Origin of the sequence: Christiangramia aquimixticola, assembly GCF_048285835.1 — a bacterium.
GTDB lineage: Bacteria > Bacteroidota > Bacteroidia > Flavobacteriales > Flavobacteriaceae > Christiangramia > Christiangramia aquimixticola.
Genome location: NZ_JBLVTL010000003.1, coordinates 403,416 through 417,981 on the forward strand (window position 1 = coordinate 403,416; position 14,566 = coordinate 417,981).

The window sequence follows — 14,566 nt, forward strand, 5'->3', positions numbered from 1 at the left end:
GCACAAATTGGAGGAATTAAAGGTTTGGAATAAAGCAATGAAAGTTGCTGAGGATATTTATGTTCTGAGTTCTGAATTTCCATCTACTGAAAAATTTGGCTTGACTAGCCAGATTCGCAGAAGTGCTATTTCTATTGCTTCTAATATTGCCGAAGGAGCGGGAAGAAACACAAAAGGTGAATTCAAAAATTTTTTAAGTATAGCCAGTGGTTCTTCCTATGAACTTTTTACCCAATTGACATTAGCCTATAAATTAAAACTTACTTCTAAGAATTTGGTAACACCAATTTTGGATGAAGTTGTAGAGATTCAGAAAATGAATTACTCTTTAATAAAATCTTTAGTGTAATGTTTATCTCAATACTCATTACTAAATTCTAAATACTAGAAAGATGAAAACAGCATACATAGTAAAAGCATATCGAACTGCAGTGGGAAAAGCTCCAAGAGGGGTGTTCCGTTTTAAGCGACCAGATGAACTGGCGGCTGAAACTATCCAGTACATGATGGATAAACTGCCGGAATTTGATAAAAAACGAATTGACGACGTCATGGTAGGTAATGCCATGCCGGAAGCAGAACAAGGACTGAACGTAGGTAGATTGATCTCACTTATGGGATTAAAGATCGAAGACGTTCCGGGAATGACCGTGAACAGATATTGTGCTTCAGGATTGGAAACAATTTCTATTGCCACTGCAAAGATCCAGAATGGAATGGCAGATTGTATCATTGCCGGAGGAGCTGAGAGCATGAGTTATATTCCGATGGGTGGGTATAAACCTGTACCGGATTATGAGGTTGCCAAAGCAGGTAACGAAGATTATTACTGGGGAATGGGATTAACTGCTGAAGCGGTTGCCAATAAATATAATGTTTCCCGTGAAGATCAGGATGAGTTTGCCTATGCTTCCCATCAAAAAGCGATTAAGGCTCAGGCAGAAGATCGTTTCCAGGATCAGATCGTTCCAATTACCATCGACGAAACGTATGTTGACGAAAATGGTAAAAAGCAAACAAGATCCTATACCGTTAATAAAGATGAAGGTCCAAGAAAAGATACTTCCATTGAAGTATTAAATAAGCTAAGACCTGTTTTTGCTGAAGGTGGTAGCGTTACCGCAGGTAACTCTTCACAAATGAGTGACGGTGCAGCCTTTGTAATGGTGATGAGCGAGGAAATGGTTAAAGAATTAAATCTGGAGCCAATAGCGCGAATGGTTAGTTATTCCGCTGTGGGTGTAGATCCCCGAATTATGGGAATAGGACCGGTTTATGCCATCCCGAAAGCTTTGAAACAAGCCGGTCTTAAAAAAGAAGATCTTGAACTTATAGAACTTAATGAAGCTTTCGCTTCCCAGTCGCTGGCAGTGATCAGGGAACTTGATTTGGATAAGGAGAAGATCAACGTAAATGGTGGAGCCATTTCCATGGGTCACCCTCTTGGATGTACCGGAGCAAAATTATCAGTTCAGGTGTTTGACGAAATGCGTAAACGCGATTTAAAGAACAAACATTGTATGGTAACCATGTGCGTGGGTACCGGACAGGGTGCAGCCGGAGTCTTCGAATTTTTAAATTAAAAACAAGATCAGAGGTCAGCCTAAATGGCCATTTAAAAAAATAAAAAATTATTAAGCGGGATTTTCTTTAGTGAAATCTCGCTTCTAAATACCAAAAAAATGAGTACTGAAACAACTAACAAGGATATTTTACGCGGAGGTCAGTTCCTGGTAAAGGAAACTAAAAGCGAAGATATATTTACGCCGGAAGATTTTAATGAAGAGCAGAAGATGATGCGTGATTCTGTAAAGGAATTTGTAGAACGCGAAATCTGGCCAAATAAGGAACGTTTTGAGCATAAAGATTATGCTTTGACCGAAGAGGTAATGCGCAAGGCGGGCGAGCTTGGCTTTTTAGGGGTTGCCGTTCCTGAAGAATACGATGGTCTTGGAATGGGATTCGTTTCCACTATGCTCGTATGTGATTACATCTCTGGTGCTACAGGATCTGTAGCAACTGCCTTTGGTGCACATACAGGAATTGGTACCATGCCAATCACCCTTTACGGAACTGAGGAACAGAAAAAGAAATATGTCCCTAAACTTGCTACCGGTGAGTGGTTTGGTGCCTATTGTTTAACCGAACCTGGAGCAGGTAGTGATGCAAATTCCGGGAAGACCAAAGCTGTTCTTTCTGAAGATGGGAAGTATTACAATATTACCGGGCAGAAGATGTGGATCTCCAATGCAGGTTTTGCAAGCGTATTTATAGTATTCGCAAGAATCGAGGATGATAAGAATATCACCGGATTTATTGTAGAAAATGATCCTGAAAATGGAATCACTTTTGGAGAAGAAGAGAAAAAATTGGGAATTCACTCCTCCTCTACCCGTCAGGTTTTCTTCAACGAAACCAAAGTACCTGTAGAGAATATGCTTTCTGAGCGTGGAAACGGATTTAAGATCGCGATGAACGCTCTTAACGTAGGTCGTATTAAACTTGCTGCCGCTTCCCTTGATGCGCAGAGAAGAGTTACAGATCTTTCTGTAAAATACGCCAATGACCGTGTACAGTTTAAAACACCTATTTCGCAGTTTGGAGCTATAAAATCTAAACTGGCAGAGATGGCAACTTCGGCTTATGTTGGTGAAGCTGCAACCTACCGTGCTGGTAAAAATATTGAAGACAGGATTAATATTCGTCTTGAAGAAGGAGCTTCACATTCTGAAGCGGAACTTAAAGGTGTTGAAGAATATGCTATAGAGTGTTCTATTCTTAAAGTAGCATGTTCAGAAGATGTACAAAACTGTAGTGATGAAGGTATTCAGGTTTACGGCGGAATGGGCTTCTCTGCAGATACTCCAATTGAATCTGCCTGGAGAGATGCCAGAATTGCAAGAATTTACGAGGGAACCAATGAGATCAACAGAATGTTGGCTGTTGGAATGCTTGTAAAAAAAGCGATGAAGGGACATGTAGACCTTTTAGGTCCGGCTATGAAAGTAGCAGATGAGTTGACCGGCATCCCATCTATGGATAAACCGGACTATTCTGAATTATTCGCTGAAGAGAAGGAAATGATCGCCAAATTGAAGAAGGTTTTTCTTATGGTTGCTGGAAGCGCAGTGCAAAAATTCGGTCCAAAATTGGAAGAGCATCAGCAATTATTACTTGCAGCTTCAGATATCCTGATAGAGATCTATATGGCTGAATCTGGAATTTTAAGAGCTGAGAAAAATGCAAAAAGATTTGGTGCAGATGCTCAAAAGGAACAGATTGCCATGGCCAAACTTTATCTATATCATGCGGTAGACACTGCTATTGTTAAGGCTAAAGAAGGAATCAGTTCTTTTGCTGAAGGTGATGAACAACGAATGATGATGATGGGGCTTAAGAGATTTACGAAATATACCAATCAACCAAACGTGGTGGAATTGAGAAATATTATTGCTGAAAAACTGACTTCAGAAAATAAATATTGTTTTTAAATTAATGTTCTGTTTAAACTGAAAAAAGCCATCCAATACGGATGGCTTTTTTTATTTTTTTCATAAAATATTTGAATTGTGTTATTAAAAATTACATTTAGAGTTAAAAAACCTAAAATATTTAGATATATTGGGCCCAAATCAAACATAAACCAAACTATTATGAAAAAAGTTTTTCTAGGAATGGCTGCTCTGGCCTTCCTTTTTGCTTCTTGTGAGCAAGACCCTACAGAAACAATTGCTGAGCAGCAGGAAGCTCAGGTTGACATGAGCGACTTCTACCTTTACACAGATGCTGAGGCTGATGGGAAAAGGTCAGAAAATGACAATGCAAAATGTTACAGTATGAGGAACCTTAACCGACTCCTTAACGAAAATGAAGGCCTGCATAAAAAAATGTATGATATTGAAAAGAACACAAGGTCAATCCTTGCTAAATCCTCTAATGCCAAAGGAAAACCGGGCTCAGGTGGCGGCGGTGGTACTGAACCACCAGTTACAGATAATTTAGGTGTGGTAAACATTCCGGTTGTGGTGCATGTGGTGTACAGTAACTCTCAGCAAAATATTTCAGATGCTCAGATAGCTTCCCAGATCGCGGTTTTAAATGCCGATTTCAATGCTACAAACAATGATGCATCTAATACTCCTTCAGAATTTGCTGGTTTAGTGGCAGATTCAGATATTTCTTTTACACTATTAGAAACACAAAGACATAGTGACTCCAGAACTGAATGGGGAACCAGAGACGATGTAAAATACGCTTACCCTCCGGTATCACCTTCAAATACACTTAATATCTGGGTAGCTAACATTGGTGGTGGTATTCTTGGATATGCTCAATTTCCTGGAGGCCCTGCAGCAACTGACGGTGTAGTTATCGCTCCTCAGTTCTTTGGTACTACAGGGTATGTATCTGCTCCATTTGACAAAGGTAGAACTGCTACACATGAGGTAGGTCACTATTTAAACCTACGTCACATCTGGGGAGATGGTAGATGTAGACAAGATGATTTCGTAGCTGACACTCCATCATCTGATGGACCTAACTACGACTGTCCATCTTATCCTACTGTAAACTGTAAAAGCAATGACATGACCATGAACTACATGGATTATACAAACGATGCATGTATGTACATGTTCTCTGAAGGTCAAAAAGCTCGTATGAGAACAGTATTTATGGAAAGTGGACCAAGAACTGGTTTCGTGAACTAAGATTCTATAAACACATAAAAAAAGCCACCTTAACCAGGTGGCTTTTTTTATTTCCCATTAATAAGTATCTTCCAATTACCTTACTAAAAAATCGATAATGACCAGATATTTAAAGAAGTCAAAACTTACATTTCTACTCTTCTTTCTGATATTTCAGTATAACCACGCACAGATCTTCGATTCTATTGGAAAAAAAACAGAAGGGCCTCCTTCCAAAGACTTTATAATTCAGGATAGTACCAGGTTGGATCAAAATCCTCTGGAAGAATATTCAGAAAGTTATTATATGGTCAACCAGCTTAATGAGGCTATTGGTTATCCTCCGGAAAAATTCAACTTAACTACCCCTCAGGCTACTCTGGAACATTTTATCGTTAAATCACGTAACAAGAATTTTAAGGATGCGGCTTATGCGCTAAACTTAAATTTATTACCAAACAATATAAGCCTTGAAGATGCGGCCATCCTGGCGGAGAAGTTATATTTTATAATGGATCAGCGAATAGGTATAGCATGGGATGGAATTTCAGACAGGCCGGACGGTCAGGTAGATATTAGCACCTCAACCAATAAGGCTATTGCCGGGAAACCACGAAGAAGTATCAATTTTGGTCAGATTGAAATGGATGATCGTGATGTGGTATTCCGCGTGCAAAGACTTAAGTACAAAGATCGGGGCCCGGTTTGGTTAATATCATCACAGACCGTTGAAAATATTGAACCATTATATGAGGTTTATGGCCCTCGGGAACTGGATAAAATCATTCCCTCATGGATTGGATTTAAATTATTTGATGTTCCTTTTTGGAAATTTGTAGGCACCTTTATTCTACTGTTTTTATCCTGGCTGGTAGCACGCGGGGTTGCCTTTATCCTTAGGAAAGTTTTTCTCAACTCCAAAACTCATTGGGTCCATAATATTGCCAATACCCTGAGTTCTCCTGCCGGTGCTGCCGTGGGAATTCTATTTTTCTATATTCTGCTTAATAACCTCATCTCGTTTTCGGGACCACTGGCCAGAGGGATCTATGCAGTATTACTTATGGCCGTTATAGGAACATTCACATGGCTTATTATGCGTGTCATAGACTATACCATGGACTTTTTTACGAATAAGAAAATAGGTGATATTAGTTTTGAAGAGAACAAACAGTCACGGAAAATGCTTACCTATGTTTCGGTTGGCCGGAGATTATTCATCTTCGTTATTTTTATAATTGCAGTTTCAACCATTATATCCCAGTTCCCTTCCCTTGAAAAAGTGGGAATTTCCTTAATGGCTTCTGCAGGGATTGCTACAGTCATCGTCGGGATTGCAGCCCAGAGTACCCTGGGTAATATAATTGCCGGGGTGCAGATCGCCTTAACCAGACCTGTAAAGATTGGAGATGCTGTAATCATAAAAGATACCTATGGATATGTTGAAGACCTACGATTTACCTATATGGTGGTTAGAACATGGGATCTTCGCCGGAAGGTGATTCCTTTAACCGAAGTGATCTCTGAAAGTTTCGATAATCTCTCTATGACAGATTCTGAAAGTTTACTCGAGATAGAAGTTCATGCAGATTACCGGATTGATGTCACCAAACTTCGCCGAAAATTTATTGAACTGGTTAAAAATTCTGAAGACTGGAATGGCAAAACAGAACCTACAGTACAGGTTGAAGGAATGAACGATACCACACTTCATATCAGGTGTTTATGTCCCGGAAAAGATTATTTGACTGCCTGGAATTTGCATTGTGAAGTAAGAGAAAAATTGATGGCTTATATTGCTGAATTAGAGGATGGAATATATCTTTCCCGCAAACGAATTGACCTGAGAAAGTCCGGTAATCAAGACGACAATATTCAAAACTAAGCGAAAAGGTTATAGGTTAATCTTTTGTGAGAGCTCCCAGAATCTGGCGGTTATTTTTATAAATTGAAATGAAAACAAGCCGAAAGTCATGTTAGATTTTATTCTAAAGAATAACCTTACTCTAATTTTATCAGCAATTGTAATCCTGGTCATTACTTTTTCGATCGCTTTTTATATCATTAAAAGGCTCGGAAAAAATCCCAGAAATTTACTACCCATTGATTTTGCGAACAGAATCAAGGTGCCCTTACTTGTTTTTCTGGCTTCCATCCTGGCGCAATTTGCATTAATTGCCAGAGTATTCCATTTTGAAGCTACTTATACCATCCTTGGACATTTAAGTGTTATAGGGATCATCTTTAGCATAGCCTGGTTTTTAATTGTCTTTTTTAAGGTTTTTAAAAAGCGAATGCTTAAGAAGTATGACGTGGGAAGCGAAGACAACCTGAAGGCGAGAAAGGTTTATACTCAGTATATGATCCTGGAAAATATTATCATTTTTATAATTGTGGTACTTGCCCTGGGAATCGCTTTAATGAGTTTTGAAAGTATACGATCTGTAGGAGTAAGTGTACTTACCTCAGCAGGGATCGCAGGAATTATTATTGGTTTGGCCGCTCAAAAAGCTATTGCCACACTACTTGCAGGTATTCAAATTGCAATTACCCAGCCTATAAGGGTTGATGATGTGGTGATCGTTGAAGGTGAATGGGGTTGGATCGAAGAAATAAACCTCACCTATATTGTAGTTAGGATATGGGATAAGCGGCGTCTGGTAGTACCTACGACCTATTTTATTGAAAAGACCTTCCAGAACTGGACCAGGAATTCTGCCGATATCTTAGGAACCATTTTCATTTATGCCGACTATGGATTACCTATCAATGCAGTTAGAGAAGAGTTGACCAGACTCCTTAACAGTACGAATCTTTGGGATGGTAATGTAAATGTACTTCAGGTAACTAATACTTCAGAAAAAACAGTAGAATTAAGAGCGCTGGTAAGTGCAAGAAATTCACCTACTGCTTGGGATCTTCGTGTTTTTCTGCGGGAAAAACTACTTCAGTTTATACAAGAAAAATACCCGGAACATCTTCCGAAGTCCCGGGTATCTATAGAAAAAGATTCAGATTTAAATTAGTCGTGAAACACAGGATTTTCAGTAGATATTCCTTTACTGAAATTTGCTGCGGTTTCAATTAAAGCCAGGTGAGAATATGCCTGCGGGAAATTACCCAGTAACCTTTTTGTTTTGAAATCTATGTCTTCACTAAACAATCCTAAGTGGTTACTATAAGACAAGAGTTGATCAAACATATCTTTGGCCTTTTTACGTTCTCCTATTTTAAAGAGACTATCTATTAACCAGAATGTACAAATGGTAAATGAAGAAGTTGGTTTTCCAAAATCATCATTATTCTTATACCTGTACATCAACCCATCCTCACAAAGGTCTCTTTCTGTTGCCTGAACAGTTTTAATGAATCTTGGATCGTCGGCTTCAATAAATCCGTATGGTTCCATCAATAAGGTAGAAGCGTCAAGATCTGTCGAACCATAAGATTGGGTATATGCCTGCTTCTCTTCATTCCATCCGTTATCATAGATGTCCTGATAGATCTCTTCTCTTAGAGCGATCCATTTAGTATCATTGATTCCCATTCTAAGCACCTCTCCTATCTTAATGGCACGATCGACAGCTACCCAGCATAGAAGTTTAGAAAATACAAAGTGCCTATCCTCAGTACGTAATTCCCAGATTCCCTTATCTGGTTTTTGCCAGTTCTCTTCTACGATTCGTACGATCCCGCGTACAATGGTCCACAGAGCTTCAGAATTTTCAAGGGATGTTTCAAACATGAGGAATTGCTGATAGATCACCTCCATCAAAATCCCATAAATATCATTCTGTTTTTGAATATAGGCTGCATTACCTGTCCTAACCGGACTTGAACCTTTATATCCGTTCAAATGACTTAGTATATGTTCAGTAAGTTCTTTTTCACCATTAATACCATACATGATCTGTATTTTCTCATCCTTATGCGGAATGATATCAATAATGAACTGCAGAAAATCTTTAGCTGACTGGACATGGCCTAATCCTGCCATTACCTTAATAACCATAGATGCATCCCGGATCCAGCAAAATCTATAATCCCAGTTTCGTTCTTCCCCAATGGTTTCCGGCAAGGATGTGGTAGCCGCAGCTAACACCGCTCCGGATTTACTGTAACTAAGAGCCTTTAAAACAAGAGCACTTCTCATGATCTCATTGCGGTAATGAGTATATCTGGTAGTTTTTTCACTCCAGTTCATCCAGTAAACCTTTGTTCGCTGAAATTTTAAGTAAGACCTGTCCAGGGTTTGTTCAACCAGTTTTTCATGGTATCCCAGTAAACAATAAGCGTTTTCGGTAAGAGTGATCTCATTTTGCTCAAGAATATCGTCAAGGTTAAAACTTGAATAAAGGAAGGTAGTATCATATTTCCCCTCCTGGGTATAACTTTTAATGTATTCCCCTTTATTCTCATTGTAGGTCTTTTCCTTGGCGTAATCCAGTTTTGGATCAAATAAAATCTTAAACTTTGGTTCACCTTTAATCAGTCGAAAAAATCGGATAATATCCGGTGGTGAATAATACGATCCATCCTCCTTTGGATATCGGGGCATGAAATCTATTAACTGAAAAGCATCAGTCCCGTTGTCAAAAACCGTACTTAAAATATTGGTTTCCCACAGGTATTCCTGAGTTATATCGTAATCTTCTGAAATATCAATAGCGAAGCTTCCTCCTATTTCTTCATCAAGAATTTTGGCAAATACTGCCGATGAATCAAAATTTGGCAAACAGCACCAATCCAAAGAACCGGTTTTGGATATTAATGCTGCGCTATTACAATTGCTTATTATACCGTAATCAAGGTTATCCATATCTCTTAAAAATCTTATAAATCAATGGCTGTCTAAAATGATTTTCGGAAATTTAATAAAAATCAAAAACGTCACCACAGCTTTTATACTTTATTATGAGTAAAACAATCATTATTTCCAACCGATTACCCCTGCAAATTTCAATCAAAGACAATAAACTGGAAGTCTCTCCCAGCGTAGGAGGTCTTGCAACCGGCTTAAAATCATTCCATAAGGATGGCGATAGTGTTTGGATAGGTTGGCCCGGCATCACCAAAGAAGAAATTCCAGATGAACTATTAGACGAGGTCCAGACTAAAGCAAAAGAAGAAAACTGCGTAGCCGTTAATTTAACATCAGAAGAAATTGACGGTTTTTATTATGGATTCAGTAACCGAACCATCTGGCCGTTATTCCATTATTTTATGGAGTATACTGAATCTAAAGAAGAATACTGGCAGTCCTATAAAAAGGTAAACCAAAAATATGCCGATGAGATCCTTCGTCATTATGAAGAAGGGGATGTTATCTGGGTTCACGATTATCAATTATTACTGGTTCCAAATATGATCCGGGAACAACAGCCGGAAGCGGTTATAGGTTTCTTTAACCATATCCCTTTCCCATCTTATGAAGTTTTCCGAACTCTGCCCTGGAGAGATGAAGTGCTTAAAGGTGTCCTGGGTGCAGATCTTATAGGATTCCATACTTATGATTATGAACGACACTTTTTAAGTTCAGTTAGTCGTATTCTGCGTTACCAGGTAGATTTTAATGAAATCACCTTACCGGACAGAATGGTGAAGGTTGACTCCTTCCCTATGGGAATAGATTATAAAAAGTTCGAACAGGCAGCTCTGGATCATTTTGAAAGCACCTCTGAAGATCAATCAGAGTTGCAAAGACGACTTAATCATCATCTGGAATCCACTCCTGATGCCAAACTTATTTTAAGTATAGACAGGTTGGATTATTCCAAAGGTATTGCCCACCGGATTAGAGCCTATGAATATTTCCTGGATAGGAACCCGGAATATATAGAAAAGGTAAGGTTAGTAATGCTGGCTGTGCCTTCGAGGTCTAATGTTCCGCAATACCGAAGATTAAAAAGAGAGATAGATGAACTTGTTGGAAGAATTAACGGAAAGTTCTCTACAGTAAGCTGGACGCCTATCTGGTATTTTTACAGGTCTATGCCATTTGAAAACCTGATCGATCTCTATACAACCTGTGAAATTGCACTGCTTACGCCAATTAGAGATGGAATGAACCTGGTTGCTAAAGAATATATCGCCACCAGGACAGATCATACCGGAGTATTGATCTTAAGTGAAATGGCCGGAGCAGCTCATGAAATGAATGAAGCTCTTATTATCAATCCTAATAATTTTGAACAGGTAACCGAAGCATTAAAAACCGCATTCGATATGCCTCGTGAAGAGCAGATCGAACGCAATAAAATGATGCAGAAGCGACTGAGAAGGTACAGCGTTGAAAAGTGGGCTCAGGATTTCATGAAATCACTTAGAATGACTAAAGAAAATCGGGATTCCTTTAAATCCATTCGAATCACTTCAGATATCTCCAATGAGCTTATGCAACAGTTCAAAAATGCAGAGAAACGGATCCTTTTTATAGATTATGATGGTACTCTGGTGAATTTTACCGATAAGCCTGAAAATGCAAAACCAGATGCAGAACTAAAAGAACTTATCCGTACTCTTAATAGTGATGAAAATACAGATGTGATTTTGATTAGCGGACGGGATAAGAACACATTAGGCGCCTGGTGGAAAGATGTTCCAGTGGAACTAATTTCTGAACACGGAGTATGGATGAGACAGATAGATGGTGAATGGGAACTTTCAGAAAATGTGAAAAGCGAATGGATGGATGCAGTTCGACCTGTAATAGAAAATTTTGTGGATAGAACTCCCGGTACATTTATAGAAGAAAAGAATTACTCTCTGGCCTGGCATTATCGCAAAGCCGATCCGGAATTAGGAGAGATAAGAGCAAATGAATTAAGCAACACTTTAAAGGAACTTATCTCTAACCGGGGTCTTAGTGTTTTGGAAGGAAATAAAGTTCTGGAAATAAAAAGCAGTGGAGTAAATAAGGGGAAAGCATCCTCTAAAAAACTTGTAGGAAAAGATTATGATTTCATTTTCGCAATTGGTGACGACTGGACAGATGAGTATATGTTCCAGGACCTTCCGGAAGACAGTCATACTGTGAAAGTAGGGATAAAAAAGACCAGCGCGAGATATTTTGTGGAAGGCACGAAAAAGGTTCGGGATTTATTAAATCAATTCAGAGATAATCTTTAAGAATTTTCCTTGTTAAATAATTTGTGAATTCTTGTAAAAGTTTAATTATACATTAACTCAGGACTTATTGTAAGGCTCTCTTTTCTGCTTAATTTTACACCAGAATTTAAATCGAACCAATTTAAAACCAAATTCTATGAAATCAGGAAAAATTTTGCTGGGATTAATTTCTGGCGCAGCTGCAGGAGCAGTACTTGGACTTTTATACGCACCTAACAAAGGAACTGATACGAGAAAGGCGATTTCTCAAAAAGGTGATGATTACCTTAAAGGAGCGAATAAAGGATTCAACGATTTTACAAACTCTTTGAACCATAAGGTGGAAGCTTTAAAATCTAAAACTAAAGCAAACCTTGCAAGTTCAAAATCTGATGAAAAAATTAATAAAGCCAAAGCAGAAATGCACAACATGGCAAGTTAATATTGCATAGTTCAGATTGACTAAATTATAAACCCTGGGATTTCCCGGGGTTTTGTATTTTTTAGATAAAAACTTCCTATTTTAGACGGTTTAAAACAATTTTATAAAGCCCATGAAGATATTCCGACTCCTCTTTTCAATAATTAGTCTTTCACTTTTTTCTCATTCCTTTGCACAAAATACCGATTCCAGGATCTATGAAATAATAGATAAAATTTCTGCCGATAGTATCGAAAATGATATTCGCAAACTGGCCGGCTTCGGCACGCGCAATACTTTTAGTGATACTGTTTCCACTACCCGCGGAATTGGAGCTGCCCGAAGATTTATAAAATCAGATTTTGATAAGATCTCCACTGCTTGCATTAATTGTCTTGATGTATTTTATCAAAAAGATTTTGTAACACCAGAAGATGGAGAACGAATTCCCAAAGAAGCCTGGATAGTAAACGTGGTTGCGATCCAGAAAGGAACTAAGTATCCTAACCGTTATATCATCATGAGTGGCGACATAGATTCCCGGGCAAGTAATACCATGGACTATACTACAGATGCTCCCGGCGCGAATGATAATGCCAGTGGAATGGCCGGTACGATGGAAGCTGCCAGAGTACTGTCCCAATACAAATTTGAAAATAGTATTGTCTATGTTGGCCTATCGGGTGAAGAACAGGGTCTTTTTGGTGGTAAGGGATTAGCTGAATATGCTAAAAAGAATAAGTGGGAAATTATTGGAATCCTTAACAATGATATGATTGGAAATATCGAAGGGGTAGATGGGGTTATAGACAACCGCAGTTTCCGGATATTTTCTGAACCTGTGCCGCCAACAGAAAGTGAACGGGAACGTAATATGAGAAGATTCTATGGTGGTGAGGTCGATGGAAATTCCAGGCAACTTGCCAGATACATCCATAAAAATGTAAAAACCTATATGCCCGAAATGAACCCAATGATGATCTATCGTCTGGACAGGTTTGGCCGTGGTGGCCATCACCGGCCTTTTAATGATCTAGGTTTCGCCGGGGTGCGAATTATGGAGGCACACGAGAATTACAACAGGCAACACCAGGACATCCGTACAGAGAATGGGATCGCTTATGGTGATGTGGTAGAAGGAGTGAATTTTAACTATGCTAAAAAACTAACGGCAGTAAATGCCATTAATCTGGCCAGCCTGGCGTGGGCTCCTCCTGCTCCCGGTAAAGTTGAAATTGGCGGCATTGTTGAACCCAGCACTAAACTTAAATGGGAACCCGTTAATGGTGACATTGCAGGATATAAAATATATTGGCGAGACACTACCTCCCCGTATTGGCAATACTCAATATTCGTAGGGAATGTTACTCAATTTACCCTCGAAGGGATCGTAATAGATAATTACCTGTTTGGAGTGGCAGCTGTAGGTAAAAATGGCCATGAAAGCTTAGTGGTATTCCCTTCAGGAACCTTCAGATAAAACTAATTCAAATTTATTTTTAAAGCCGGACTATTGATCCGGCTTTTTTATTTTACCACTCTAATTAACAATACTTTACCTAAATTTTAAATCGATATTCTTTTCTTCTGAAGTAAATTAGAACTGACCAACAAATAAAATACAATGGCAGAAATCAGAATTAAAAAGAAGCGACCAGTCTGGCCGTGGATATTATTACTAGTAATAGTTGGAGCACTGGTGTTTCTGTATATCTATGGAAGTACTGAAGATGAGGAAGAAATTAAATTTGAAAGAACTGAGGAGGTGACTTTCAAACTTCCCGGGTCACAAGCTTCTAGAAACAACATAATCGTCTAATTTAAAAAACCATATCATGGCGACTCAGGAAAAGCACTTATATTATTTAAGTGAACTAAAGGATTATAAAGTAGATCATCACGATCACGACATTAGAGGGTGGACGGTCAAAGACCGCGATTATAGAACAGTAGGTAAAGTAGATAATTTACTGGTGAATAAAGAGCTGCAAAAAGTGGTGTATGTAGATGTGGAGGTTGACCAAAGTATCCTTGATCGAAATTATGATCCATATTCAGCAAAAGCTGATAAGGATTTAAAGGAATTCATCAATAAAGATGGAGAAAATCACATTATCATCCCCATTGGACTGGTTGAGATCAATGACAAGGAAAAGTATATCTATACGGCAAGTATAGATCATCAAACTTTTTCTGAAACCAAAAGGTACAGATCTGGTACCGAAATCAGCAGAAATTATGAACATCATGTCTTAGGTTCCTATAACCGTGGATTTGAAGATGATGTGGAACCTCATAAAAACAAGCCAAGGGAAACTGATGAATATACCCGTAATGATCAAGTTCAGTC

At 38.7% G+C, this 14,566-nt stretch carries 12 protein-coding genes; 11 read left to right on the forward strand and 1 reads right to left on the reverse strand.

Annotation, left to right across the window (positions count from 1 at the left end; all coding sequences use genetic code 11):
- From ACNKXV_RS08775 to ACNKXV_RS08800, 6 genes are all read left to right on the forward strand, one after another.
- On the forward strand, window positions 1–349 hold a 349-nt coding region (locus ACNKXV_RS08775; protein WP_417907335.1), incomplete at its 5' end, for a four helix bundle protein.
- A gap of 43 nt (window positions 350–392) precedes the next feature.
- Complete coding sequence (locus ACNKXV_RS08780; RefSeq protein WP_417907336.1) at window positions 393–1,583, forward strand: acetyl-CoA C-acyltransferase; 1,191 nt, start codon at window positions 393–395, stop codon at window positions 1,581–1,583.
- Between the two features lie 99 nt (window positions 1,584–1,682).
- Window positions 1,683–3,491 carry an acyl-CoA dehydrogenase family protein gene (locus ACNKXV_RS08785; protein ID WP_417907337.1) on the forward strand — a complete coding sequence of 603 codons (1,809 nt, stop codon included), beginning with the start codon at window positions 1,683–1,685 and terminating at the stop codon, window positions 3,489–3,491.
- Between the two features lie 162 nt (window positions 3,492–3,653).
- The gene (locus ACNKXV_RS08790; protein WP_417907338.1) at window positions 3,654–4,709 is read left to right on the forward strand and encodes a zinc metalloprotease; all 1,056 of its coding nucleotides are present in this window, start codon (window positions 3,654–3,656) and stop codon (window positions 4,707–4,709) included.
- A gap of 97 nt (window positions 4,710–4,806) precedes the next feature.
- A complete protein-coding gene (locus tag ACNKXV_RS08795) occupies window positions 4,807–6,573 on the forward strand; it encodes a mechanosensitive ion channel family protein (protein ID WP_417907339.1) in 1,767 nt (588 codons plus the stop codon).
- Between the two features lie 88 nt (window positions 6,574–6,661).
- A complete protein-coding gene (locus ACNKXV_RS08800; RefSeq protein ID WP_417907340.1) occupies window positions 6,662–7,714 on the forward strand; it encodes a mechanosensitive ion channel family protein in 1,053 nt (350 codons plus the stop codon).
- Here ACNKXV_RS08800 and ACNKXV_RS08805 read toward each other — a convergent pair.
- The gene (locus ACNKXV_RS08805) at window positions 7,711–9,507 is read right to left on the reverse strand and encodes a glycoside hydrolase family 15 protein (RefSeq protein WP_417907341.1); all 1,797 of its coding nucleotides are present in this window, start codon (window positions 9,505–9,507) and stop codon (window positions 7,711–7,713) included. The two genes, ACNKXV_RS08800 and ACNKXV_RS08805, sit on opposite strands and share 4 nt — an antisense overlap.
- A 95-nt stretch (window positions 9,508–9,602) precedes the next feature.
- Between ACNKXV_RS08805 and ACNKXV_RS08810 the strand changes: the two genes are divergently transcribed.
- From ACNKXV_RS08810 to ACNKXV_RS08830, 5 genes are all read left to right on the forward strand, one after another.
- A complete protein-coding gene (locus ACNKXV_RS08810; RefSeq protein ID WP_417907342.1) occupies window positions 9,603–11,816 on the forward strand; it encodes a bifunctional alpha,alpha-trehalose-phosphate synthase (UDP-forming)/trehalose-phosphatase in 2,214 nt (737 codons plus the stop codon).
- A 136-nt stretch (window positions 11,817–11,952) separates the two neighbouring features.
- Window positions 11,953–12,237: a YtxH domain-containing protein gene (locus tag ACNKXV_RS08815; RefSeq protein ID WP_417907343.1), complete on the forward strand. Its 285-nt coding sequence runs from the start codon at window positions 11,953–11,955 to the stop codon at window positions 12,235–12,237.
- Window positions 12,238–12,349: 112 nt separating this feature from the next.
- A complete protein-coding gene (locus ACNKXV_RS08820; RefSeq protein WP_417907344.1) occupies window positions 12,350–13,696 on the forward strand; it encodes a M28 family metallopeptidase in 1,347 nt (448 codons plus the stop codon).
- Window positions 13,697–13,840: 144 nt separating this feature from the next.
- The gene (locus ACNKXV_RS08825) at window positions 13,841–14,035 is read left to right on the forward strand and encodes a hypothetical protein (protein ID WP_417907345.1); all 195 of its coding nucleotides are present in this window, start codon (window positions 13,841–13,843) and stop codon (window positions 14,033–14,035) included.
- A gap of 16 nt (window positions 14,036–14,051) precedes the next feature.
- A partial coding sequence (locus ACNKXV_RS08830) for a photosystem reaction center subunit H (RefSeq protein WP_417907346.1) occupies window positions 14,052–14,566 on the forward strand: 515 nt, incomplete at its 3' end.